The following is a 22,418-nucleotide window of genomic DNA, read 5'->3' as shown; positions in this document are numbered from 1 at the left end:
CGGCCCCCAGCACCATTCGAGCCGACGACCGAATCCACCCTTCGTGATTGCTTCGAGTCCGGGTTCGACCTCGCGCTCCCCCGCCGCCCGGGAATAGCATCGATCAGCGGGTTCCGGTGCCCCCGACCGACGCGCTGAAAGGACGGCCGTGACCTCGCCTGACACCTCCCCCACTCCTCCTCCTTCGAACCGAACCCCCGTCCATCCTCTCGACGCCGATCTCAGCGGCATCCGCGGCTGGCTGTTCGACCTCGACGGGGTGCTCACGCCCACCGCCGTGGTGCACATGCACGCCTGGTCGCGCCTGTTCACGCCGTTCCTCGAGGCGCACGGCGCCAGGCCCTACACCGACGACGACTACTTCGCCTACATCGACGGCAAGCCGCGCTACGACGGGGTCCGCTCGCTGCTCGAGAGCCGCGGCATCCGGGTGCCGGAGGGCGAGGTGACGGATGCCGCGACCCTCGACACGGTGCACGGACTCGGCAACCGCAAGAACGACGCCTTCAACGCCACCTTGGCCGAGGAGGGCGTCGACGCCTACCCGGCGAGCGTCGCCTTCCTCGACGCCGTGACGCGCACTGGCGCGAAGGTCGCGGTGGTGTCGAGCTCGAAGAACGCGCCGTCGGTGCTCGAGGCTGCGGGCCTCGCCGACCGGTTCGAGGTCGTGGTCGACGGGGCCGTCGCCGCACGCGAGGGCCTGCCCGGCAAGCCCGAGCCCCACACGTTCGAACGCGCGGCCGAGCTCATCGGCCTGCCCACCGAGGCCTGCGCGGTCGTCGAGGACGCCGAGTCGGGCGTGAAGGCCGGCGCGGCCGGAGAGTTCGGTATCGTCATCGGCGTCGACCGCGGCGTCGGCCGCGAGGCCCTCGAGGAGCTCGGCGCCGACGTGATCGTCGACGAGCTCGACGAGCTGATCCCCGCCGTCGAGCGTGCAGCCGCGGCATCCGGCGCCGATTCCCCCAGCCCCAGCATCACCCGAGAGGACCCTTCATGAGGTTCGCCGACCACGACCCGCTCAACCGCAGCCGGTTCCCCATCGACGAGTGGGCGCTCGTCGAGACGGACTTCGGCCTGGCCGACATGGGGCGCACCGAGACGCTGTTCGCCGTGGGCAACGGATACCTCGGCCTCCGCGGCAACGTCGAGGAGGGCCGCGACGGCCACTACCACGGCACGTTCCTGAACGGGTTCCACGAGACGTGGCCGATCCGGCACGCCGAGGAGGCGTTCGGGTTCGCCCGTGTCGGGCAGACGATCGTGAACGCGCCCGACGCGAAGGTCATCCGCCTCTACGTCGACGACGAGCCGCTGGTGCTCACCGTGGCCGAGCTCCTCGCCTATGAGCGGCGCCTGGACTTCCGGCTCGGCGCGCTCAGCCGCTCCATCGAGTGGCGCACCCCGTCGGGCAAGCGCGTGCTCATCACGAGCCGACGCATGGTGTCGTTCACCGACCGTCACCTCGCCGTGCTCGACTACGAGGTGGAGCTGCTCGACGCGGATGCCGCGGTCACCATCTCGAGCCAGATCCTCAACCGCCAGGACGGACGCGACGAGTACCGGTCGGGTGTCACCGAGACGCCGGCCGCGTTCGACCCGCGCAAGGCCGAGCAGTTCACCGAACGGGTGATGCAGCCGCGGGTGAAGCGTGCCGAGGGCTCGCGGTACATGCTCGGCTACCAGACCACCAACTCGGGCATGACGATCGCCATCGGTGCGGAGCACTCGATCGCCACCGAGAACCAGTTCACCGAGTCGGGCTCCATCGGCGACGACCTGGCGAAGCACATCTACCGGGTGCACGCGAAGCAGGGCAAGCCGATCCGCATCACGAAGCTGATCAGTTACCACACGGCCCGCACGGTGCCGGCCCGCGAGCTCGTCGACCGCAGCGACCGCACACTCGATCGCGCGAGGGAGCTCGGCGTCGCCGAGATCTTCGACCAGCAGCGCTCGTGGCTCGACGACTTCTGGGAACGCTCCGACGTCTCGGTGGAGGGTCATCCGGCCGTGCAGCAGGCGATCCGGTGGAACCTGTTCCAGCTCGCGCAGGCCACGGCGCGCACCGACGGCGACGGGGTCGCCGCGAAGGGTGTCTCGGGCTCCGGCTACGGCGGCCACTACTTCTGGGACAGCGAGGTGTACGTCCTCCCGTTCCTCAGCTACACCGCCCCGATCGTCGCACGCAACGCGTTGCGATTCAGGCAGCGGATGCTCGACGCCGCCCGCGCGAGGGCGCTCGAGCTCAACCAGCACGGGGCCCTGTTCCCGTGGCGCACGATCAACGGACAGGAATCGTCCGCCTACTACGCGGCCGGCACCGCGCAGTACCACATCGACGCCGACATCTCCTACGCGCTCTGCCAGTACGTCGCCGCCACGGGCGACGAGGACTTCCTCGCGCGCGGCGCGATCGACGTCCTCGTCGAGACCGCCCGCATGTGGGAGGACCTGGGCTTCTGGCGCTCCAACGCGGACGACGTGTTCCACATCCACGGTGTCACCGGGCCCGACGAGTACACGACGGTCGTGAACGACAACCTGTACACGAACGTGATGGCCCGGTTCAACCTCGCGTCAGCGGCATCCGCCGTCGACAACCTGCAGGTGCACGACCCCATCGCGTACCACAAGCTCGTGGAGCGGCTCGAGGTCACGCCCGCCGAGGTGGCGAGCTGGCGGCGCGCCGCCGCGCACATGCACATCCCGTTCGACGAGCAGCTCGGCATCCATCCGCAGGACTCCGCGTTCCTGCAGAAGGAGCTGTGGGACCTCGAGAACACGCCGGAGGATCGCCGGCCGCTCCTGCTGCACTACCACCCGCTCGTGATCTACCGCTTCCAGGTCCTGAAGCAGGCCGACGTCGTGCTCGCCCTCTACCTGCAGGGAGACCGGTTCAGCACCGAGATGAAGCGGGCGAACTTCGAGTACTACGACCCGCTGACCACGGGCGACTCCACGCTCTCGGCGGTCGTGCAGTCGATCATCGCCGCCGAGGTCGGCTACCACGAGCTCGCCATGCGGTACTTCCGCTCGGCCCTGTTCGTGGACCTCGCAGACCTGCACCACAACGCGGCCGACGGGGTGCACGTCGCCTCGACCGGGGGCGTGTGGAGCGCACTCGTGGCGGGCTTCGGCGGATTCCGGGACCACAACGGCACCTTCACGTTCGACCCGCGCCTTCCCGACGAATGGCGCGAGCTCGTCTTCCGCATCACGCTGCGGGGCACGAGGCTGCGGGTGACGCTCCAGCCGGAGTCCATCTCGTTCGCGGTGGAGGCCGGCGACGAGGCGCGCGTGCGCGTGCGCGGCGCCGAGGTGGTGGTCGCCGCCGACGCGCCCGTCACGGTGCCGCTCGATGGGCAGGGCCCGCGGCTCTACGGCTCGCCCACCATGCGCGACGTCACGGGATCCCGCCGCGCCGACGGCACGCTGCTCACCGCGTCGATCCCCACCCTGTCCCTTGACGTCGACGGTGAGGAAACCGCGATTCCGGTCGACTGAACGCAAGCGTTCTCAGCCGCTCGGGCTACCATGTCACACAATCACGGAACGGGATCGGGAGACCTGTGGGCCTACTGGACAACTTCGAGAAGGGTCTCGAGCGCGCCGTCAACGGCGCCTTCGCGAAGACCTTCCGCTCGGGGCTGCAGCCCGTCGAGATCACCGCAGCGCTGAAGCGGGAGATCGACACGAAGGCGGCGGTCGTCTCACGCGACCGCGTGCTCGTGCCGAACACGTTCACGGTGCGGATGTCGCCGACCGACCACGACCGCATGGCGGGCCTCGGCCCGGCCCTCATCGACGAGCTCACCGACCTCGTGCAGAAGCACGCCGCGAGCCAGCGTTTCCAGTTCGCGGGCGGCATCTCGATCGCGCTGCAGGCCGACCCCGGCCTCTCGGAGGGCATGGTGCAGGTGGACTCGCGCAACGTCAAGGGCGAGGTCGCCTGGACGCCGGTGCTCGACGTCGCCGGCAAGCGCCACCCGATCCTCAAGGGCCGCACGGTCATCGGCCGCGGCAGCGAGGCCGATCTCACGATCGACGACTCCGGCGCGTCGCGACGTCACGCCGAGGTGCAGTGGGACGGCACGCGGGCCCGCGTGCGCGACCTGGGCTCCACGAACGGCACCCAGCTGAACGGCGCCCCCATCAGGGACGCCGTGCTCGAACCCGACTCGGTCATCACCATCGGGCGTTCCCGCATCGTCTTCCGCGTGCTGGCACAGGCCTCCGCGCCCCCCGGCCGCGGCGCCGACCCTGCCACCCAGCGCCACGACATGGGCGGGTTCTGGGGGCCCGGAGAATGAGCGAACTCACCCTCCTGGTCCTCCAGCTCGGATTCCTCCTGCTGCTCTGGGTCTTCATCTTCGCGATCGTGTACTCGCTCCGCAGCGACCTGTTCGGGCAGCGGGTGCGCAAACTGCAGCCCGACACGCCCGCGGGCGGCGTGCCCGTCGCGGCATCCCCGTTCCCGTCCTCGCCGGTGGCGTCCGCGTCGCCGACAGCCGCCCACCCGGCGGCACCCGCGTCGGGACCCGGCGGCGAGACCGCGTCGACCGAGAACGCCACGCGCCTCGTCATCACGAGCGGCCAGAAGGCGGGCGCCGAGTTCCCGCTCGGCCGCGACGAGATCACCATCGGCCGCTCGAGCGACTCGGCGATCATCATCCGCGACGACTACACCTCCACCCACCACGCCCGGCTCATGCTGTGGAACGGCCGGTGGATGATCCAGGACCTCGACTCCACGAACGGCACCTTCCTCAACGGCTCCCGAGTGACCGTGCCGACCCCCATTCCGCTCGGAGCCACCGTCAAGGTCGGAGCGACGACGTTCGAGCTGCGGCGGTAGCCCATGGCCACGGTCAAGGCGAGCGCTGCGGTCTCGCACGTCGGGCGGGTCCGCTCGAACAACCAGGACTCCGGCTACGCCGGGCGCAACCTGTTCCTCGTCGCCGACGGCATGGGCGGGCACGCCGGCGGCGACGTGGCGAGCGCCATCGCGACCCGCCGCATCGCCGACGCCGACGGCGACTACCTGTCCGCGCCGGATGCCGCGGCCGCCCTCGAGGGCGCCCTGATCGCCGCGAACCGCCAGCTCGCCGAGACCGTCGCCGAGCACTCCGAGCTCACGGGCATGGGCACCACCGTGAGCGCCCTCCTGATCGACGGCGACCGGGTCGTGATCTCGCACATCGGCGACTCGCGCATCTACCTGCTGCGGTCGGGTGAGCTCAGCCAGATCTCCACCGACCACACGTTCGTGCAACGCCTCGTCGACGCCGGGCGCATCACCGCCGAGGAGGCGATGGTGCACCCGCGGCGCTCGGTGCTCATGCGCGTGCTCGGCGACGTCGAGAGCTCCCCCGAGATCGACTCGATGGTGCTCGACACCCGCGCCGGCGATCGCTGGATGCTCTGCTCCGACGGCCTCTCCGGCGTCGTGGCGTTCGGCGAGCTGCACGATGTGCTCTCGTCCGACGCGGGTGCCAAGCAGGTGGCCGACCGGCTCGTCAAGGCGTCGCTCGACGGCGGGGCGCCCGACAACGTCACCGTCGTGATCGTCGACATCGGCGAGCCTCCGGCGCCCGCCACGCCGCCGTTGGTCGTCGGCTCGGCGGCAGCGCCGCTCGCGTTCGGCGCGGCGGCGGAGCCGGCGCGCGCCCGCGGCATCCGTCTCGCGCCGTTCCGCCCGCACCCGGTGCAGGAGACGCACTTCGAGCCCGACTCGGCCGACTACTTCGACGAGCTCATCGAGGAGGACGCGCGCCGCCGTCGCCGTCGCCGCTGGGTGTGGGGCTTCTGGATCGTGCTGCTCATCGGGGCGATCGTCGCCACCTTCGTGCTCGGCTACCAGTGGACGCAGACCCGCTACTACGTGGGCGAGTCCAACGGCCGCGTGGCGATCTTCCAGGGCATCCAGCAGGACCTCGGCCCGATCTCGCTGCACGAGCTGCACACCGAGACCGCCATCGACGTGGCCGACCTGCGCACCTACGACCAGCAGCGAGTGGAGCAGACCATCAGCGCGGGCTCGTTCTCCGAGGCGTTCCGCATCGTGCAGCGACTGGAGGACTCCGTTGACTGACCGCACCGGACGCACCTCCGAGGCGCCCCGTTCCAGCGGGCCGCCCACCGCGACGGTGCGCCGCATCCGCCTCCCGCAGAAGCTGCGCAACATGGAGCTGTGGCTCCTCATCGTGGCCTGCATCATCAACGCCGCCGCCATCCTGCTCGTGCAGCTCGGTGCGATGGGGCGCATCGACACGCAGCTCGTGCTGCTCGGCGCCGGCCTCTCGGCACTCGTGTTCGGTCTGCACATCGCCATGCGCTTCGTCGCGCGCGATGCCGACCCGTTCCTGCTGCCCATCGCGACGGTGCTCAACGGACTCGGCATCGCGATGATCTACCGCATCGACATCGCCGACGGCGAGAGCGGGTGGGAGAGCGCCTCGGTGCGGCAGATCGTGTGGAGCGCGATCGCGATCGTCGCCGCCATCGCCACGATCCTCCTGATCCGCAACCACCGCGTGCTGTTCCGCTACACCTACCTCTCGGGTCTGATCGCGATCGTCCTGCTCCTCCTGCCGCTGGTGCCCGGCATCGGTCGCGAGGTCAGCGGTGCGCGCGTGTGGATCGGGATCGGCGACATCGCCACGTTCCAGCCAGGTGAGATCGCGAAGATCGCGCTGGCGGTCTTCTTCGCCGGCTACCTCGTACGCAACCGCGACTCGCTGTCCATGGTCGGCAGGACGTTCCTCGGCATGCGGTTCCCGCGCGCCCGCGACCTCGGTCCGCTGCTCGTCGTGTGGGCGCTGTCGATGGCGGTCATCGTGTTCCAGCGCGACCTCGGCACCGCCCTGCTCTACTTCGGCCTCTTCCTCGTGATGCTCTACGTCGCCACGAGCCGGCTCTCGTGGGTGGTGCTCGGGGTCAGCCTCTTCGTCGGCGGCGCGCTCATCGCGAGCCAGACCCTCGACTACGTCGGCAACCGCTTCGCGAACTGGCTCGACCCGTTCAGCCCCGAGCGCTTCGACCAGGAGTTCGGCGGCAGCTACCAGCTCGTGCAGGGACTCTTCGGTCTGGCGAACGGCGGGCTCATCGGCACGGGCTGGGGCCAGGGCCGGCCCGACATCACGCCGGTGCCGCAGAGCGACTACATCATCGCGAGCCTCGGCGAGGAGCTCGGCCTCGCGGGCATCTTCGCGATCCTCGCCCTGTACGTGCTGTTCGTCGCCCGCGGGTTCCGCATCGGGTTCGCCGGGCAGGACGACTTCGGCAAGCTCCTCGGCGTCGGGCTCGCGTTCGTGATCGCGCTGCAGGTGTTCATCGTGGTCGGCGGCGTCACCCGGGTCATCCCGCTCACCGGCCTCACCACGCCGTTCCTCGCGGCCGGCGGCTCGTCGCTCGTGGCGAACTGGGTCATCGTCGCGTTGCTGTTGCGGCTCTCCGATACGGTGCGCAATCATCCGAGGCTGGTGATCGACGGATGAACCGTGAGCTCAAGCGCGTGACGATCGTCGCGCTTCTCATGTTCCTGGCGCTGTTCGTGTCGGCGACGGTCATCCAGTACGTGCAGGCCGACGCCCTCGCCTCCGATCCACGCAACTCGCGCACGCTCTACGAGAGCTACTCGGTCGAGCGTGGGCCGATCCTCGTCGGCGGCGACCCGATCGCGTCCTCGCAGCCGTCCGACGATGACTACAAGTTCCAGCGCGTCTATTCGAACGGGCCGCTCTACGCACCCGTCACGGGGTACATCCCGGTCAACGGCGAGGCGACCGGGCTCGAGCAGTCGGTCAACTCCTACCTCAGCGGGCAGAGCTCGAGCCAGTTCTTCGACCAGCTCAACCGACTGATCTCCGGGCAGGACCCGATGGGGGCATCCGTCGAGGTGGCCATCGACCCGGTCGCACAGCAGGCCGCCTGGGACGCCCTCGGCGACTACACCGGCGCCGTGATCGTGACGGAGCCCTCGACCGGGCGCATCCTCGCGATGGTCACGAAGCCGACGTACGACCCGAACGCGCTCGCCGTGCACAACGGCGCCGAGGTGCAGGCCACCTACGAGGGGCTGCTTGCGGACCCGAGCGACCCGCTGTTCAACCGAGCCACCGGGGGGGACATGAACCCGCCCGGTTCGACCTTCAAGCTCGTCGTCACGGCGGCCGCGCTCGAATCGGGCCAGTACACCCCCCAGTCCACCTTCCCGAACCCGGCGTCGCTCACCCTGCCCGGCACGGACGCCGTCGTGCGCAACTCCGGCGGCGGCACCTGCGGCGGCGGTGCGGAGGTCACCCTCGCCGACGCGCTGCGCCTCTCATGCAACATCCCGATGGCCGAGCTCGGCATGGAGCTCGGCGACGCCGCGATCCGCGAGCAGGCCGAGAAGTTCGGGTTCAACACCGAGTTCGAGATCCCGACCGTCACCGAGCCGAGCACCTACCCGCGCGTGCTCGACGAGGCGCAGACCGGGCTGACCGCGTTCGGCCAGGGCGACGTGCGCGCGACGCCGATGCAGATGGCCATGGTGTCGGCCGCGATCGCGAACGGCGGCATCGTCATGAACCCCAACCTCGTGGACGCGATCACCGCACCCGACTTCAGTCCGCTACAGGAGTTCGAACCGGCTGAATTCGGCCGCGCGATCAGCGAGGAGACGGCGAACACGATGGTGCAGATGATGGTGAACGGCGTCGAGAACGGTGCTGCGAGTAATGCAAGAATAGACGGCGTCAGCGTGGCCGGTAAGACAGGCACAGCAGAGAACGGCGAGGATGACCCTTACACCTTGTGGTTCACAGGTTTTGCCCCCGCCGACAACCCTCAGTATGCGATCACGGTACTCGTGGAGGATGGCGGGGGACTTGGTCAGGAGGGGTACGGCAATCTCATCGCCGCACCCATCGCAAAGCAGGTACTAGAGGCGGTGCTGAATACATGAGACCGAGCGCAGGGCTCACCTTCGGAGGGCGCTACGAACTGCAGTCCCGGATCGCGATCGGCGGGATGGGCGAGGTGTGGCAGGCCACCGACCTCGTCATCGGCCGCCAGGTCGCGATCAAGATCCTGAAGGACGAGTACCTCGGCGACCCCGGATTCCTCGAGCGCTTCCGCGCCGAGGCCCGGCACGCCGCGCTCGTGAACCACGAGGGCATCGCGAACGTCTTCGACTACGGCGAGGAGGAGGGCAGCGCCTACCTCGTCATGGAGCTGGTGCCCGGCGAGGCGCTCTCGACCATCCTCGAGCGTGAGCACGTGCTCTCCACCGACAAGGTGCTCGACATCGTCGCGCAGACCGCGGCGGCGCTCCAGGCCGCGCACGCGGCCGGGCTCGTGCACCGCGACATCAAGCCCGGCAACCTGCTCATCACGCCCGACGGGCGCGTGAAGATCACCGACTTCGGCATCGCGCGCATCGCCGACCAGGTGCCGCTCACCGCCACGGGCCAGGTCATGGGCACGGTGCAGTACCTCTCGCCCGAGCAGGCGTCGGGTCACCCCGCGTCGCCCACCACCGACATCTACTCGCTCGGCATCGTGGCCTACGAGGCGCTCGCGGGCCGCCGTCCGTTCACGGGCGAGTCGCAGGTGGCCATCGCGATGGCGCAGATCAACGAGACGCCGCCCGACCTGCCGGTCACGGTGTCCGAGCCGGTGCGCAACCTCGTGTACGCGTGCATCGCGAAGAACCCCGCCGACCGACCGCAGTCGGCGGCGCACCTCGCGCGCGCGGCCACAGCCCTCCGACGCGGAGACGTGCAGGGAGCCGCCGCTGCGGTGCCCGCCGTGCTCGGCGCCGCCGGTGCGATGGCGGCGACCATGCTCCTCTCGCAGCAGGGGGCCACGGCCGCCACGACGGTGCTGCCGTCCGCCAGTGCGGGTGGCGCCGGCCCGATCGAGGGCGAGGAGGAGGAGCCCGCCGAGAAGAAGCGCAGCCCGTGGACCTGGCCGCTCATCGTCCTCATCGCGATCCTCGCGATCGTGCTGATCGGCACCATCATCGCGCTCGCGCTGAACAACGCGGGCGGCGGTACCACGCCGACGACGACGACCAGTCGCCCGACATCCACCAGCGCACCGCCGACGACGCAGAGCGCGCCCCCCACGACTGAGGCGCCCCAAACGATCCAGGTCGACCGCGACTCGTACATCGGCATGAACGTCGATGACGCGGCGGCGGCCATCGAGGCGCTCGGCCTGCCGGTCGTGCGCGAGGCCGGGGCCGCGGCGACCGAGCCGGGCCAGGCCAACACCGTGTCCGAGGTCAACCCGAGCGGCCCCGTGCAGCCCGGCACCACGATCACGCTCACCTACCTCACCGACCCTGTCGCACCGAGCGCGCCGACCGACGCACCGACGACGGACACCAACCCCGTCCAGGCCGACGTGGGCCAGATCACCGTGAACTGGACCGCGCAGAGTTGTCCGGCCGGCCAGACGCTGAGCGGCTACGAGGTCGCCGTGACCGGCGACGCGACGGTGCCGAACAACCCCGTCTTCGGCCCTGGCACCACGAGCGCACAGATCAACGTCAACAACACCCCGAACGGCTCGTTCGACGTGACGTTCCGCTACTTCTGCGGCCAGCTCGACTCGCCGTTCTCCCCGGCATTCACGGTGGACATCGAACAGCCGTGACGCCGAGGCGAGACTGACGAGAAGACAGGACACGAGGACGGAGCTGCAGGGTGAGCGATGAAGGACGCGTGCTCGCGGGACGCTACCGCGTGGGTGCGCTCATCGGTCGCGGCGGCATGTCCGACGTGCACGTGGGATCCGACACGCGACTCGGCCGCCAGGTGGCGATCAAGCTCCTGAAGCCGCAACTCGCCACCGACCCCGCGTTCCGCATGCGCTTCCGGCAGGAGGCGCAGTCCGCCGCGCGCATGGCGCACCCCACGATCGTGCGGGTGTTCGATGCCGGCGAGGAGACGGTGATCGACTCGGCCGGCCACGAGGTGCAGCTGCCCTTCATCGTCATGGAGTACGTCGAGGGCCGGCTCCTGAAGGACATCATCCACGACGGCCCGCTCGACCCCGTCGCGGCCGTGCGCGTCATCGACGGGGTGCTCACCGCGCTCGAGTACTCGCATCGCGCCGGCGTCGTGCACCGCGACATCAAGCCGGGCAACATCATGATCACCACCACCGGCCAGGTGAAGGTGATGGACTTCGGCATCGCCCGTGCGGTCTCCGATTCGTCGACGACAGTGGCGCAGACCACGGCGATCCTCGGCACCGCCTCGTACTTCTCCCCCGAGCAGGCCAAGGGCGAGACGGTCGACGCCCGCACCGACCTGTACTCCACCGGCGTGGTGCTCTTCGAGATGCTCACGGGGCGGCCGCCGTTCCGCGGCGACACCCCCGTGGCAGTCGCGTACCAGCACGTGAGCGAGCGGCCCGTCAAGCCGAGCGTCATCAACCCGAAGGTGTCTCCTGCGCTCGACGCCGTCGTGCTGCACGCGCTCACGAAGAGCCGCGAGGAGCGCTATCAGACGGCGGCCGAGTTCCGGGCCGATGTCGACACCGCGGCATCCGGTCGCGTGCCGGTGCATCGCCAGCCCGATGAGGCGACCATGCTCTTCGGCGCGCCCACGAGCTCGCTGTCCAGCTCGGAGCTCGCCCTGCGACAGCTCGCCGAGGACGAGACGATGACGCGCACGCAGCGTCGTCCGCCGGCGATCTGGATCTGGTCGGGCATCATCGCCGTGGTGGTCATCGTGATCGCGGTCATGTACTGGGCGTTCAACCTGCAACCCACCGACGACCTGCCGTCGAACGCCAGGGAGATCCCGGCCCTCGCCGGCGTCACCTACGAGGAGGCGGTGCAGCAACTCCAGGAGCTGGGCCTGCCGGCCACGCGCATCGACGAGTCGAGCGAGACGGTGCCGGCCGGCCAGGTCATCCGCACCGATCCTCCCGCGGAGGAGATCGTCGACACCGACACGCCGATCACCGTGTACGTCTCGACCGGGCGAGAGCCCGTGACCGTGCCCGACGTGCGCAACAAGACCCTCGACCAGGCGAAGGCCGACGTCCAGGCCGCCGGCCTGACCCCCGGCACCGAGACCCGTGAGAACTCGCCGTCCGTGGCTGCGGACACGGTGCTCGGCACGACGCCCGAGGCCGGCACGTCCGCCGAGGCCGGATCGCCGGTCGACTTCCGCATCTCGAGCGGACTCGTGACGCTCACCGACCTCACAGGGCAGACGCTGTCCGCTGCGTCGTCGTACCTCTCGGCCGAGAACCTGCAGTTGACCCCGGTGCCGAAGCCCGACCCGTCATGCAAGTCGCAGCCGGGCTCGCCGGTGACCCGGCAGTCGCTTGCGCCGGGCGATGTGCCGCAGCGCTCCGAGGTCGAGCTCACCTACTGCGCGGGCTGACGCCCACGCTCGGCGCGAGCGCCTCGCGCGGCGCGCCTCAGTTCGTGCGCACCAGGGGATTCAGGTGCACGGCACGCTCGCGGGCCTCGGGCAGCCCCGCGACGGCGAGCCAGTTGCCGAGCATCCGGTAGCCGCCCTCGGTGAGCACCGATTCGGGGTGGAACTGCACGCCGTAGATCGGCGCCGACTCGTGGCGGAGGCCCATGATCACGCCGCCCTGCGTGCGGCTCGTGACGACGAGTTCGGGCGGCACCGTGCCGTCGACCACCGCGAGCGAGTGATAGCGAGTCGCCGTGAACGGCTGCGGCACCCCGTCGTAGAAGTCGCTGTCGTCGTGCGTGATGCGCGACGTCTTGCCGTGCATGAGCTCCTCGGTGTTCGTGACCGTGGCGCCGAACGCCTCTGCGATCGCCTGGTGGCCGAGGCACACGCCGAGCAGCGGCTGCCCCGCCGTGAGGGCGGCCTGGACCACGGGGATCGACACTCCGGCATCCGCGGGCTTGCCCGGTCCGGGCGAGATGAGCACGGCGTCGTACTGGGCGATGCGCGCGGGCACGTCGGCCGCCTCGATCGCGTCGTTGCGCACGACCTCGGTCTCGGCGCCGAGCTCCTGGAGGTAGCCGTTCAGCGTGTAGACGAAGCTGTCGTAGTTGTCGATGACGAGAACGCGGGTCATGTTTCCACCGTGACTTCGATCGGATTGACGATGCCGTCCACCCAGGGGAAGACCCAGGTGAAGAGAGCGAGGACGACTGCCGCGACGAGCAGCAGGAGCAGGATGATCCGCAGCCAGATCGGGCCGGGGAGCACTCGCCACAGTGCAGCGTACATGTCAGGACTCCCAGGTTGCGACGACGTCGGCGATCTCGGCAGGCGGGCCCGCAGTGCTCGGTTGCCAGGACTCGAGCACGCCGTAGGCGATGATGCGCTCGGCCGTCGAGTACAGCGGGTTGCAGCTCGTGAGCGTGATCAGACGGTCGGTCGGCGCAAGCCCGGGGTGGTGCGGCACGGGCGCGAGCACGTCGACCGCCTCCGGCGTCACGTACTCGAGGTCGCGGAAACGATAGGTGTACCAGGCGTCCTCGGTCTGGATGTAGATCGCGTCGCCGAGCTGCAGCTGGTCGATCTCGTGCATGCCGCCGCCGTATGCGCTGCGGTGCGCTGCGATCGCGAAGTTGCCCACCCCGCCCGGCATCTGGGTATCGGGGTAGTGGCCGACGCCGAGGTACGTGCTGTTCAGCACGTCGAGGCTGATGCCCTCGGCGATGCGCCGCTGCGAGTCGTCGCCGAAGCGCGGCACGTACATGACCGCAAAGGCGTCGCCGTCGGCGTGGTCCGCGGCACCGACGACCGGGTCGCCGTAGTCCTGCGGTTCGGGCGGCGCGGTGTCGCCGCGAGCGGCCCGGCCCTCTTCGAGCCACTGCGCGCTGAGGTCGGATGCCGCGCTCGACTGCTGCCCGGCCATGATGGCGTCGTTCCACCACAGCTGCCAGCCGAGGAAGAGCAGGATCAGCGCTCCGGCGGTGAGCAGGATCTCTCCGAGCACTCCGACGACGCTCACCCGCGCCCGCCGCCCGCCGTGGGCTACCGCGCCGGGTGCGCGACGGCGATCGGGCTGCTCGTCGGACGGCTGCTCGTCGGACATAGGAGCGATTCTATGCGGCCCCGACAACCCCCGGCTGGGAGTACTCATCCCACTCGGATAGAATCGCCCGCATGGCACGTACGAAATCATCGAAGCCCGCGCGCGCGGAGCAGGCGAGCGGCGAAGAGGCGCCGAACCCGGTCTGGTTCAAGCCCGTCATGTTCGGCTTCATGCTGGTCGGACTCGTCTGGATCATCGTCTTCTACGTGAGCCAGGGCCGGCTGCCCGTCCCCGACCTCGGCTCGTGGAACATCCTCATCGGCTTCGGCATCGCCTTCGTCGGCTTCCTCATGACGACACGCTGGCGCTGAGGACTCCACCTCGACGGCGGGCGGATGCTGCGGCATCCGCCCGCTTCACTTCGTTCTCCACAGGTTGTGCACAGGTCGCATACCCGCGTGTCCCCTGAAATGGCGTCAATTACAGACCTGTAACTCTCCCCAGTTGTGGACGAGTTGTGGATAACTCAGACGATGGGGAATGCGAAGTAGCGCAGGCTGAGCGCGAGCAGCACCACGGTCAGCGCGATGAGGAGCCACACCTGCAGCGCCTGCTGCGATCGTTTGCGTGTCTCGACGAAGATGAGCCCGACGAGGGCGCCCCCGATGAGGCCGCCGAGGTGCGCCTGCCATGCCACGTTGAAGCCTGGCACGAAGCCGATCACCAGGTTGATGCCGAGCAGCACGAACAGCTGCGTCGTCTGCCCGCCGAGGCGTCGCTGGATGACGAGGAACGCGCCCATGAGGCCGAAGATTGCTCCGGATGCCCCGACGACGCCCGTGCGCGGATCACCCAGCCACAGCACGCCCACCGAGCCTGCGAGGCCCGAGATCAGGTACAGGCTGAGGAACCGCCATCGACCGAGCAGCCCCTCCAGCAGCTGCCCGAAGATCCACAGCGTGTACATGTTCAGCAGCACGTGGAAGATCAGTCCGGTGGAGTGCACGAACACCGACGTGAGCATGCGCCACGGCTCGAAGTTGCCCGGAATCGAGTAGACGCCCGCGTAGAGCAGGCGGTCGGTGATCGCAAGCCCGGGGATGAGCTGGAGCACGTAGACCGCGAGAGTGATGCCGATGAGGGTATACGTCACCACCGGGGCGCCGCGGCCCGCCGCCGAACGCACGCGCGTGAGCACAGCCGGCTTGGTGCGCGGCGCCGACGCGCGCTGCTCGCGCATGCACTCGGGACAGATCACGCCGACCGGCGCCTGCGTCTGGCACTCGGGGCAGATCGTGCGCCCGCACCGCTGGCACAGGATGTAGCTCTGCCGATCAGGATGCCGGTAGCAGAAGCTCGTGCGATCGACGCCCGCGTCAGTCACCGCGGTGTCAGACCTGCTCGATGGTGATGGTCTCGATCACGACGTCCTCGAGCGGGCGGTCGCGACCATCGGTGGGGATCGAGGCGAGCTTGTCGACGACGGTCTGGCTCGCGGCATCCGTCACCTTGCCGAAGATGGTGTGCTTGCCCTGCAGCCACGTGGTGGGGCCGACGGTGATGAAGAACTGCGAGCCGTTGGTGCCGCGGCCGCCCTGGATGCCGGCGTTGGCCATGGCGAGCACGTAGGGCTCGGTGAAGTCGAGCTCGGGGTTGATCTCGTCGTCGAACTGGTAGCCGGGGCCGCCGACGCCCTGGCCGAGGGGGTCGCCGCCCTGGATCATGAATCCGGGGATGATGCGGTGGAAGACGACGCCGTCGTAGAGGGGCGCGTTGGACTTCTCGCCGGTCGCGGGGTGGGTCCACTCGATCTCGCCGGTCGCGAGGCCGACGAAGTTGTTGACGGTCTTGGGGGCGTGGTGCCCGTAGAGGTCCACCTTGATCGGGCCGTGGTTGGTGTTGAGCGTCGCGACTGCGGTGTGAATCGGCATGATCCTTATTCTGTCACGCGCGGATTCGTCAACCGGCATGAAGGATTCCGACTCCTCCCCCGCTTCCAGCCGTTTCGGTGGCAAGATGGAGGGGTTCGCTGCACAACGATGGAGGTCGAGATGAGCCTGTCACGCAAGCGCCGGAAGGAACTCAAGCGGCTGCGCAGCAGTGCGGAAGAACTCTGGGGGAATCAGCAGCAGGTGCTCGAGGAGGCGAACGCGGTGGCACGGGAGGCGAGCCGCCAGCTCGGCCACTTCACCCGTGAAGAGGTCGTTCCGCGCGTTCGCACGGGCTACCACAGCTACGTCCGCCCGAGCGTCGAGCAAGCGAAGAGCCTCGCGCGTAGTGCCGGCGACGGCGCCGAGCGCACCCTGGGCAACGCCCTCGGGTCGGTGCTCGCCATCGGCGACATCGCCAACGACGCACGTGTGCGCCGTGCCGTCGAGCGCGTCTCGCCCCGCTCCGCCGCCGTCGTGCAGGAGAAGAAGGGCGCCGGCTTCGGCACCTATCTCGCGATCGGCCTCGGCATCATCGCCGCCGCCGGCGTCGCGTACGCGGTCTGGCAGACGTTCCGCGCCGACGACGAGTTGTGGGTCGCCGACGACGAGCCCGGCCCGGGCACGACCACGCCACCTGTCTGAGTCCAGCGCTTCCACGAAGGCCCCGCCTGTCCTCGCGTTCAGGCGGGGCCTTCGTCATGCTCGTCGACGATGTCGTCCGTATGATCCGAGCCGGTTGTGTCAGTGCCTGCACTGATCTTCCGAGGAATCTGGGAAATCGCCTTGCGTTCGGCCCGAATGTCCCGCTAGTGTCGAGTCTCGGCCCTGGCAACCAGATCCGGAGAGGAGTTGATACCCATGATGAAGCACATTTTTTCTGAGCCGCACACGGGAGTCCTCCTCGCGTCCCCGGCCTGCTAACCGCCTCGACGTCGGCGCGCCACTGCGCCTGATCGTCTCAGCGCCTACTAGGGCGTAGCCCGCTCGGGCGTGACCCGGCGGCATTCGCCGCCGCATCCGTGGACCTCGATCCTGATCGGGCGCAAATCGGATGCCGCGCCGGACGCAGGCTCGCCGGCACACGATCCGGCTCCCGCTCCGTCGGCGCGCTCTTGCGCGCCTGAACGCGTACCTCGCGCGCCCTCCCGCCGATTCGTCCGAGGGCTCGCCTCCCGCACCACCACGAATCGCACTCACCCCGAGCGGCGTCCGTCGATCGGGACCACACCCCGCACCACAACCAGAAGGAATCATCGTGAATACGAGTTCTCTCACCGCCGGCTCGACCCGACAGGATCAAGCCACCGCCCTCCGTGCCCAGGCACGCCAACTGAACGAGCGGCTCGCCCGCCGCGCCGGCCTCGCGCTCCTCGCGTGGAGCCGTCGCCAGGACGAGCGGCGCACGTACGACGCGGTACGCCTGCGTCGTCAGACCGCGCAGCTCGCGACCCGCGCCTACGACGACCAGTTCCGGCTGGTCGCACTCGGCACCCCGCTGGCGTGATCGTCATGGGTACCGACATCACCGAGCCCCCGCGGCTCATCCCCGTCGACCTGGGGATCCGACCCGCGGGGGCCTCGGCTGCGCACGGCGGCGTCGAGAGCGCACCGGCCGCACCGGTCGCTGCGTTGTCGTCGCCGCCGTCGTGCGAGCCGGCCCTGCTACGGGCCGCGACTCAGGATGCCGCGGGTGGCACGCCGTCGGCCGGCATCTCCGCGTTCAGCCGCAGCGCGATGTCCAGCAGGCTCACGCGCTTCAGTCGCGGCACCTCGGCGAGCGGGAACCACCGCGCCTCGTCGCTCGAGCCGCCGACCTCGTTGCGCAACTCACCGCCGAGCACGCTGGCCCGGTAGACGACGCGCATCGCGTACAACGGCACGGTGCCCGAGTGCCGCTTCGCCGCGGGCACCACCATCGTGTCGATGCCGAGCAGTCGATCGACGGATGCGTCGTATCCGGTCTCCTCGAGGATCTCCCGCTTGACCGCGGCCACCGGATGCTCCGATCCCTCGATGCCGCCCCCTGGCAGCGTCCATCCGGATCGACCGTGCTCATTCCAGTGCGACAGGAGGATCTGCTCGTCACGGATGATCACTCCGTACGCGGCGATGCGGATGTCCATCACGTCACTGTACCCGGGCACGGGGCAGCCCATGCCGCACGCACGGGCCGCCGCGCGCATCACAGCTTCATCACGGCGATCACGGCTTCATCACGGAACGCACTGACGGGGCATCCGTCTGGTTAACATCCGTGCATGCGAGACGAGGTGAACCGATCGATCGTGCTCCAGGCCGCCGTGGCGGTCGGGGCCGGTATCGTCCTGTTCTGGCTCGCGTCGCTGCTGCCGACCATCTGCCCGGCAGTGATGGGCGGGCCGTATTGCGGCCCGGGACTGCGGCAACAGGCCGCGGCATCGAGCACGGTGCTCGTCGTCGCCGTCGGGATCGCCGCGGTCGCGACCGCCATGTCGGTAGCCCCGCACCGTCGTCGGTTCGTGTTCGGCTGGGGCGTGCTGGTGCTCGGGCTCGTGATCCTCGGAGGACTCGGCTGGATCGTCGTGTCGGCCGGATTCATCGTGAGCTGAACTGTGATCATGTCGAGACCTCCTCGCAGATGATGCCCTGCTCATCCGCCCCAAAGCACCCAGCCGCCGTGGGGCAGGATCGGGATGGCGATGACTACGAACTCCTCACCGTCGGACCCGGTCATCGCGGCACAGTGTGGGCGAGGAGCCGCCAGGCACGATAGCCGCGGCAAGAGATTGGTCCTAGTGTCGGGTGCGTCGGCGGAACAGCAGCGCGGTGGCAGTGAAGGCGACGACGATGATGCCGATGAGCTCGATGAGGGTGAGCCAGAGGTGGTCGCCGAGCGGGGTTCCTGCGAGGAGTGCTCGGATGCAGTCGGTGGCTTGGCACGCGGGGTCCCGACCCGCTGCCGCCGCACGCCCCTCGCTCTCTTCCGTCTCCATCACACCCTCTCTCATCACGAATGCACGGATGCTACCGAGGTAGGCGGTCTCCAGTTCCGATTCGCAGGAGCGCTTGCCCGAGCGCACCGCTGAGGAACCGTTCATGACCACAACGAGGGATCGCGCAAGCAGCTCAGCATCGCCCTGAGCCTCCTAGTCGACTGCGCAACCCTCTACGCCCGCACGAACGAGCAGGGCAAGCGCCTCGCCAACCAAGCACTCACCAACGGCATCGAGATCAGCGAAGACGAGACAGCAACCATCCGACTCGCTGAGCCATTCGCCGCACTCGTACCTTCATCGACCGATGTCAGATGTTCTAGCACGTCTCAAACGGTGGAGCCTAGGAGATTCGAACTCCTGACATCCTGCTTGCAAAGCAGGCGCTCTACCAACTGAGCTAAGGCCCCCGGGCGGATGCCGCGGCATCCGTTTGTCTTTGGAGTTGTTCGGAGTGGGGATACGAGGACTTGAACCTCGGACCTCTTCGTTATCAGCGAAGCGCTCTAACCGCCTGAGCTATATCCCCGAATTCGGCCGAAGGAAAGACTACCCGACGGTGCGGGAATCTCCGAATCGAGCCGAGGCGCGAGTCAGTTGTTGGTGAAGCCGACGAGCAGGCCGCCCGTGATCTTGACGCTGAGGTTGTAGAGCACGGCGATGATCGCGCCGAGCGCGGTGGTCACGACGAGGTTCAGCAGGGCCGCGACGACCGCGAAGCCCATGACGTTGCCGAGCGAGAGCACCGACGTCAGGTCGCCGCTCGACCCGGCGACGTCCTGCACGAGCGAGTTGACCTGCTCGAAGATGCCGGTGGAGCTCAGCACGGTGTGCACGAGGAACGTCACCACGATGCTGATGACCGCGAAGCATACGGCCACGAGGAACGACAGCTTCACCGCCGACCAGAAGTCGATGTAGACGAGCCGCAGGCGCACCTGCTTCGCCGGGGGTCGGCGGTTCGACTTGCGGGCCAACTTCTCGGCGACACTACTCATTGACGCTTACTCCTCTCCCGCGGGCTCGGCCGCTTCGGACTCTGCGGCCTCCTCCACGAGATTCCGTTCGGAATTCTTCGCGATGGCGATGATCCGGTCGTCATCCGCGAACTTCGCGAACACGACGCCCATCGTGTCCCTCCCCTTGGCGGGAACCTCGGCGACGTCAGAGCGTACCACCTTGCCGCTGGCAAGAACCACAAGCACCTCGTCGCCGCTCGAGGCGATGAGCGAGCCGGCGAGGTCGCCGCGATCCTCGTTGAGCTTGGCCACCTTGATGCCGAGGCCGCCGCGCTGCTGCTTGCGGTAGTCCTCGACACGGGTGCGCTTGGCGTAGCCGCCCTCGGTGACCACGAACACGTACGTGTCGGACGGGCTGAGCTTCTGGCCGTTGCTCTCATCGGCCCCGTCGGAGGCGTCAGACGCATCCGTCTCGCCCTCGCCGCCGTTGGAGTGCGCGACGACGGATGCCTCGAGCAGGCTGTCGCCTTCGCGGAAGCTCATGCCCTTCACGCCCGACGTCGAGCGCCCCATCGGCCGCAGCGCCTCATCGGTCGCCTCGAATCGGAGCGACATGCCCTTCTTCGAGACGAGCAGGATCTCGTCGTGCTCGTCGGCGAGCATCGCCGAGACGAGCTCGTCGCCCTCGCGCAGGTTGATCGCGATGACGCCGCGCGACCGGTTGGTGTCGTAGGCCGTGAGGTCGGTCTTCTTCACGAGCCCGTCACGCGTGGCGAGCACGAGGTACTTCGCGACCTCGTAGTCGCGGATGTCGAGGATCTCGGCGATCTGCTCGTCGGGCTGCATCTCGAGGAGGTTCGCCACGTGCTGGCCCTTGGCGTCGCGTCCGCCCTCCTGGATCTCATACGCCTTCGCGCGATACACGCGACCCATGTTCGTGAAAAAGAGCAGCCAGTGGTGCGTCGTGGTGACGAAGAAGTGCTCCACCACGTCGTCGGCGCGGAGCTGGGCGCCCCTGACGCCCTTGCCGCCACGGTGCTGCGAGCGGTAGTTGTCGCTGCGGGTGCGCTTGACGTAGCCGCCACGCGTGACGGTGACGACCATCTCCTCCTCGGGGATGAGGTCTTCCACCGACATGTCGCCGTCGAAGCCCGGGAGGATGTGCGTTCGCCGCTCGTCGCCGTACTTCGCGACGATCTCGGCGAGCTCTTCGGAGATGATCGTGCGCTGACGCTCTGGCGACGCGATGATCCCCTGGTAGTCGGCGATGAGCGCGGCGAGCTCGTCGGCCTCATCGATGATCTTCTGGCGCTCGAGCGCGGCGAGCCGCCGCAGCTGCATCTCGAGGATGGCGCGCGCCTGCAGCTCGTCGATGTCGAGCAGTTCGATGAGGCCGTCACGGGCGTCATCGACGGTGGGCGAGCGGCGGATGAGCGCGATGACCTCGTCGAGCGCGTCGAGCGCCTTCAGGTACCCGCGCAGGATGTGCATCCGCTCCTCGGCCTTGCGGAGCCGGAATTGGGTGCGACGCACGATGACGTCGATCTGGTGGTCGACCCAGTGCGCGATGAAGCCGTCGATCGAGAGCGTGCGTGGCACCCCGTCGACGATGGCGAGCATGTTCGCGCCGAAGTTCTCCTGCAGCGGCGTGTGCTTGTAGAGGTTGTTCAGTACGACCTTCGCCACCGCGTCGCGCTTCAGCACGATGACGAGGCGCTGGCCCGTGCGGCCCGAGGTCTCATCGCGGATGTCGGCGATGCCGCCGACCCTGCCGTCCTTCACGAGGTCGGCGATCTTGATCGCGAGGTTGTCGGGGTTCACCTGGTAGGGCAGCTCCGTGACGACGAGGCAGGTGCGTCCCTGGAGCTCTTCGACCGAGACGACCGCGCGCATCGTGATCGATCCGCGACCCGTGCGGTACGCGTCGTTGATGCCCTTCACGCCGAGGATCTGCGCCGCGGTCGGGAAGTCGGGGCCCTTGATGCGCTGGATGAGCGCTTCCTGCAGCTCCTCACGCGTGGCATCGGGGTGCTCGAGGTACCACTGGGCACCGGATGCCACCTCGCGGAGGTTGTGCGGCGGGATGTTCGTCGCCATACCCACGGCGATGCCGACCGAGCCGTTGACGAGGAGGTTGGGGAAGCGCGCAGTCAGGATGGACGGCTCTTGGGTACGGCCGTCGTAGTTGTCCTGGAAGTCGACGGTCTCCTCGTCGATGTCCCGCACCATCTCCATGGCGAGCGGGGCCATCTTCGTCTCGGTGTACCGGTGCGCCGCTGCGCCGTCGTTGCCGGGAGAACCGAAGTTGCCCTGGCCGAGCGCGAGCGGGTAGCGCAGGCTCCACGGTTGCACGAGACGCACGAGCGAGTCGTACACCGCACCATCGCCGTGCGGGTGGAACTGCCCCATCACGTCGCCGATGATTCGGGTGCACTTGGAGAATGCCTTGTCGGGCCGGTAGCCGCCGTCGTACATCGTGTAGATGACCCGGCGGTGCACCGGCTTGAGTCCGTCGCGCACGTCAGGCAGCGCACGTCCGATGATGACGCTCATCGCATAGTCGAGGTACGACCGCTGCATCT

22 protein-coding genes and 2 tRNA genes are annotated in these 22,418 nt (G+C 68.7%); 13 read left to right on the top strand and 11 right to left on the bottom strand.

Annotation, left to right across the window (positions count from 1 at the left end; all coding sequences use genetic code 11):
• The first annotated feature begins 148 nt into the window (after nt 1-148).
• The 9 genes from ASG80_RS01155 to pknB all read left to right on the top strand — a co-directional run bounded on the left by ASG80_RS01155 (nt 149) and on the right by pknB (nt 12,389).
• Complete coding sequence (locus ASG80_RS01155) at nt 149-997, top strand: HAD family hydrolase (protein ID WP_369816194.1); 849 nt, start codon at nt 149-151, stop codon at nt 995-997.
• Entirely contained in the window at nt 994-3,504 is a 2,511-nt protein-coding gene (locus ASG80_RS01150) for a glycoside hydrolase family 65 protein (RefSeq protein ID WP_056727631.1), read from the top strand. The genes ASG80_RS01155 and ASG80_RS01150 overlap by 4 nt, the downstream gene beginning before the upstream one ends.
• A gap of 65 nt (nt 3,505-3,569) precedes the next feature.
• On the top strand, nt 3,570-4,310 hold the full coding sequence (locus tag ASG80_RS01145; RefSeq protein WP_056727629.1) for a DUF3662 and FHA domain-containing protein: 741 nt from the start codon (nt 3,570-3,572) through the stop codon (nt 4,308-4,310).
• The gene (locus ASG80_RS01140) at nt 4,307-4,855 is read left to right on the top strand and encodes an FHA domain-containing protein (RefSeq protein WP_056727628.1); all 549 of its coding nucleotides are present in this window, start codon (nt 4,307-4,309) and stop codon (nt 4,853-4,855) included. Before ASG80_RS01145 ends, ASG80_RS01140 begins: the two co-directional genes overlap by 4 nt.
• Before the next feature lie 3 nt (nt 4,856-4,858).
• Nucleotides 4,859-6,091, top strand: coding sequence for a PP2C family serine/threonine-protein phosphatase (locus ASG80_RS01135; protein WP_056727627.1), 1,233 nt, complete (start codon nt 4,859-4,861; stop codon nt 6,089-6,091).
• Nucleotides 6,084-7,496: an FtsW/RodA/SpoVE family cell cycle protein gene (locus ASG80_RS01130; RefSeq protein ID WP_056727624.1), complete on the top strand. Its 1,413-nt coding sequence runs from the start codon at nt 6,084-6,086 to the stop codon at nt 7,494-7,496. The genes ASG80_RS01135 and ASG80_RS01130 overlap by 8 nt, the downstream gene beginning before the upstream one ends.
• A complete protein-coding gene (locus tag ASG80_RS01125) occupies nt 7,493-8,947 on the top strand; it encodes a penicillin-binding protein 2 (RefSeq protein WP_056727620.1) in 1,455 nt (484 codons plus the stop codon). Before ASG80_RS01130 ends, ASG80_RS01125 begins: the two co-directional genes overlap by 4 nt.
• A complete protein-coding gene (locus tag ASG80_RS01120; protein WP_056727618.1) occupies nt 8,944-10,644 on the top strand; it encodes a protein kinase in 1,701 nt (566 codons plus the stop codon). Before ASG80_RS01125 ends, ASG80_RS01120 begins: the two co-directional genes overlap by 4 nt.
• Nucleotides 10,645-10,694: 50 nt before the next feature.
• Nucleotides 10,695-12,389: a Stk1 family PASTA domain-containing Ser/Thr kinase gene (pknB, locus tag ASG80_RS01115; protein ID WP_156401594.1), complete on the top strand. Its 1,695-nt coding sequence runs from the start codon at nt 10,695-10,697 to the stop codon at nt 12,387-12,389.
• 37 nt (nt 12,390-12,426) lie between these two features.
• On the opposite strand, the gene ASG80_RS01110 is transcribed toward pknB, so the two are convergent.
• From ASG80_RS01110 to ASG80_RS01105, 3 genes are read right to left on the bottom strand one after another with little or no spacing between them, the layout of a single operon-like run.
• On the bottom strand, nt 12,427-13,065 hold the full coding sequence (locus ASG80_RS01110; RefSeq protein ID WP_056727617.1) for an aminodeoxychorismate/anthranilate synthase component II: 639 nt from the start codon (nt 13,063-13,065) through the stop codon (nt 12,427-12,429).
• A complete protein-coding gene (locus ASG80_RS23980; protein ID WP_164470553.1) occupies nt 13,062-13,220 on the bottom strand; it encodes a hypothetical protein in 159 nt (52 codons plus the stop codon). The genes ASG80_RS01110 and ASG80_RS23980 overlap by 4 nt, the downstream gene beginning before the upstream one ends.
• A 1-nt stretch (nt 13,221) precedes the next feature.
• On the bottom strand, nt 13,222-14,034 hold the full coding sequence (locus ASG80_RS01105; RefSeq protein WP_056727614.1) for a class E sortase: 813 nt from the start codon (nt 14,032-14,034) through the stop codon (nt 13,222-13,224).
• Between the two features lie 71 nt (nt 14,035-14,105).
• Here ASG80_RS01105 and ASG80_RS01100 point away from each other — a divergent pair, with 71 nt between their 5' ends.
• A complete protein-coding gene (locus tag ASG80_RS01100; RefSeq protein WP_056727613.1) occupies nt 14,106-14,345 on the top strand; it encodes a cell division protein CrgA in 240 nt (79 codons plus the stop codon).
• Between the two features lie 155 nt (nt 14,346-14,500).
• On the opposite strand, the gene ASG80_RS01095 is transcribed toward ASG80_RS01100, so the two are convergent.
• Both ASG80_RS01095 and ASG80_RS01090 read right to left on the bottom strand, forming a co-directional pair.
• Nucleotides 14,501-15,358 (bottom strand): rhomboid family intramembrane serine protease, encoded by an 858-nt coding sequence (locus tag ASG80_RS01095; RefSeq protein ID WP_056727611.1) that lies wholly within the window; start codon nt 15,356-15,358, stop codon nt 14,501-14,503.
• A 7-nt stretch (nt 15,359-15,365) separates the two neighbouring features.
• Nucleotides 15,366-15,905 carry a peptidylprolyl isomerase gene (locus ASG80_RS01090; protein ID WP_056727609.1) on the bottom strand — a complete coding sequence of 180 codons (540 nt, stop codon included), beginning with the start codon at nt 15,903-15,905 and terminating at the stop codon, nt 15,366-15,368.
• A 120-nt stretch (nt 15,906-16,025) separates the two neighbouring features.
• Between ASG80_RS01090 and ASG80_RS01085 the strand changes: the two genes are divergently transcribed.
• A complete protein-coding gene (locus tag ASG80_RS01085; RefSeq protein ID WP_056728434.1) occupies nt 16,026-16,547 on the top strand; it encodes a hypothetical protein in 522 nt (173 codons plus the stop codon).
• Nucleotides 16,548-17,160: 613 nt separating this feature from the next.
• Nucleotides 17,161-17,409, top strand: a complete 249-nt coding sequence (locus tag ASG80_RS01080; RefSeq protein WP_056727607.1) for a hypothetical protein — start codon at nt 17,161-17,163, stop codon at nt 17,407-17,409.
• A gap of 172 nt (nt 17,410-17,581) precedes the next feature.
• Here ASG80_RS01080 and ASG80_RS01075 read toward each other — a convergent pair whose 3' ends face one another.
• Nucleotides 17,582-18,028: an NUDIX hydrolase gene (locus tag ASG80_RS01075; RefSeq protein ID WP_056728431.1), complete on the bottom strand. Its 447-nt coding sequence runs from the start codon at nt 18,026-18,028 to the stop codon at nt 17,582-17,584.
• A gap of 135 nt (nt 18,029-18,163) precedes the next feature.
• Here ASG80_RS01075 and ASG80_RS01070 point away from each other — a divergent pair, with 135 nt between their 5' ends.
• Nucleotides 18,164-18,493: a hypothetical protein gene (locus tag ASG80_RS01070; RefSeq protein ID WP_056727606.1), complete on the top strand. Its 330-nt coding sequence runs from the start codon at nt 18,164-18,166 to the stop codon at nt 18,491-18,493.
• Between the two features lie 183 nt (nt 18,494-18,676).
• Here ASG80_RS01070 and ASG80_RS23295 read toward each other — a convergent pair whose 3' ends face one another.
• From ASG80_RS23295 to gyrA, 5 genes are all read right to left on the bottom strand, one after another.
• Nucleotides 18,677-18,877, bottom strand: a complete 201-nt coding sequence (locus tag ASG80_RS23295; RefSeq protein ID WP_156401593.1) for an ABC transporter permease — start codon at nt 18,875-18,877, stop codon at nt 18,677-18,679.
• Nucleotides 18,878-19,214: 337 nt separating this feature from the next.
• Nucleotides 19,215-19,287, bottom strand: a tRNA-Ala gene (locus tag ASG80_RS01060).
• Between the two features lie 45 nt (nt 19,288-19,332).
• A tRNA-Ile gene (locus ASG80_RS01055) sits at nt 19,333-19,406 on the bottom strand.
• 64 nt (nt 19,407-19,470) lie between these two features.
• Nucleotides 19,471-19,875, bottom strand: a complete 405-nt coding sequence (locus tag ASG80_RS01050) for a DUF3566 domain-containing protein (protein ID WP_056727601.1) — start codon at nt 19,873-19,875, stop codon at nt 19,471-19,473.
• 6 nt (nt 19,876-19,881) lie between these two features.
• Complete coding sequence (gene gyrA, locus ASG80_RS01045) at nt 19,882-22,416, bottom strand: DNA gyrase subunit A (protein ID WP_369816204.1); 2,535 nt, start codon at nt 22,414-22,416, stop codon at nt 19,882-19,884.
• Nucleotides 22,417-22,418 lie beyond the last annotated feature (2 nt).

Source organism: Agromyces sp. Soil535 (assembly GCF_001428255.1).
Taxonomy (GTDB): domain Bacteria; phylum Actinomycetota; class Actinomycetes; order Actinomycetales; family Microbacteriaceae; genus Agromyces.
Note: the sequence above shows the minus strand (reverse complement) of the source record. Positions and strands in the feature narration are given on the sequence as shown.

Excerpts from the sequence above, each read along its gene's own strand:
- ASG80_RS01150 (WP_056727631.1), top strand. The coding sequence starts at position 994 with ATGAGGTTCGCCGACCACGACCCGCTCAACCGCAGCCGGTTCCCCATC.
- ASG80_RS01140 (WP_056727628.1), top strand. The coding sequence starts at position 4,307 with ATGAGCGAACTCACCCTCCTGGTCCTCCAGCTCGGATTCCTCCTGCTG.
- ASG80_RS01135 (WP_056727627.1), top strand. The coding sequence starts at position 4,859 with ATGGCCACGGTCAAGGCGAGCGCTGCGGTCTCGCACGTCGGGCGGGTC.
- ASG80_RS01125 (WP_056727620.1), top strand. The coding sequence starts at position 7,493 with ATGAACCGTGAGCTCAAGCGCGTGACGATCGTCGCGCTTCTCATGTTC.
- ASG80_RS01120 (WP_056727618.1), top strand. The coding sequence starts at position 8,944 with ATGAGACCGAGCGCAGGGCTCACCTTCGGAGGGCGCTACGAACTGCAG.
- ASG80_RS01110 (WP_056727617.1), bottom strand. The coding sequence starts at position 13,065 with ATGACCCGCGTTCTCGTCATCGACAACTACGACAGCTTCGTCTACACG.
- ASG80_RS23980 (WP_164470553.1), bottom strand. The coding sequence starts at position 13,220 with ATGTACGCTGCACTGTGGCGAGTGCTCCCCGGCCCGATCTGGCTGCGG.
- ASG80_RS01105 (WP_056727614.1), bottom strand. The coding sequence starts at position 14,034 with ATGTCCGACGAGCAGCCGTCCGACGAGCAGCCCGATCGCCGTCGCGCA.
- ASG80_RS01100 (WP_056727613.1), top strand. The coding sequence starts at position 14,106 with ATGGCACGTACGAAATCATCGAAGCCCGCGCGCGCGGAGCAGGCGAGC.
- ASG80_RS01090 (WP_056727609.1), bottom strand. The coding sequence starts at position 15,905 with ATGCCGATTCACACCGCAGTCGCGACGCTCAACACCAACCACGGCCCG.
- ASG80_RS01085 (WP_056728434.1), top strand. The coding sequence starts at position 16,026 with ATGAGCCTGTCACGCAAGCGCCGGAAGGAACTCAAGCGGCTGCGCAGC.
- ASG80_RS01075 (WP_056728431.1), bottom strand. The coding sequence starts at position 18,028 with ATGGACATCCGCATCGCCGCGTACGGAGTGATCATCCGTGACGAGCAG.
- ASG80_RS01070 (WP_056727606.1), top strand. The coding sequence starts at position 18,164 with ATGCGAGACGAGGTGAACCGATCGATCGTGCTCCAGGCCGCCGTGGCG.
- ASG80_RS23295 (WP_156401593.1), bottom strand. The coding sequence starts at position 18,877 with ATGGAGACGGAAGAGAGCGAGGGGCGTGCGGCGGCAGCGGGTCGGGAC.
- ASG80_RS01050 (WP_056727601.1), bottom strand. The coding sequence starts at position 19,875 with ATGAGTAGTGTCGCCGAGAAGTTGGCCCGCAAGTCGAACCGCCGACCC.
- gyrA (WP_369816204.1), bottom strand. The coding sequence starts at position 22,416 with ATGCAGCGGTCGTACCTCGACTATGCGATGAGCGTCATCATCGGACGT.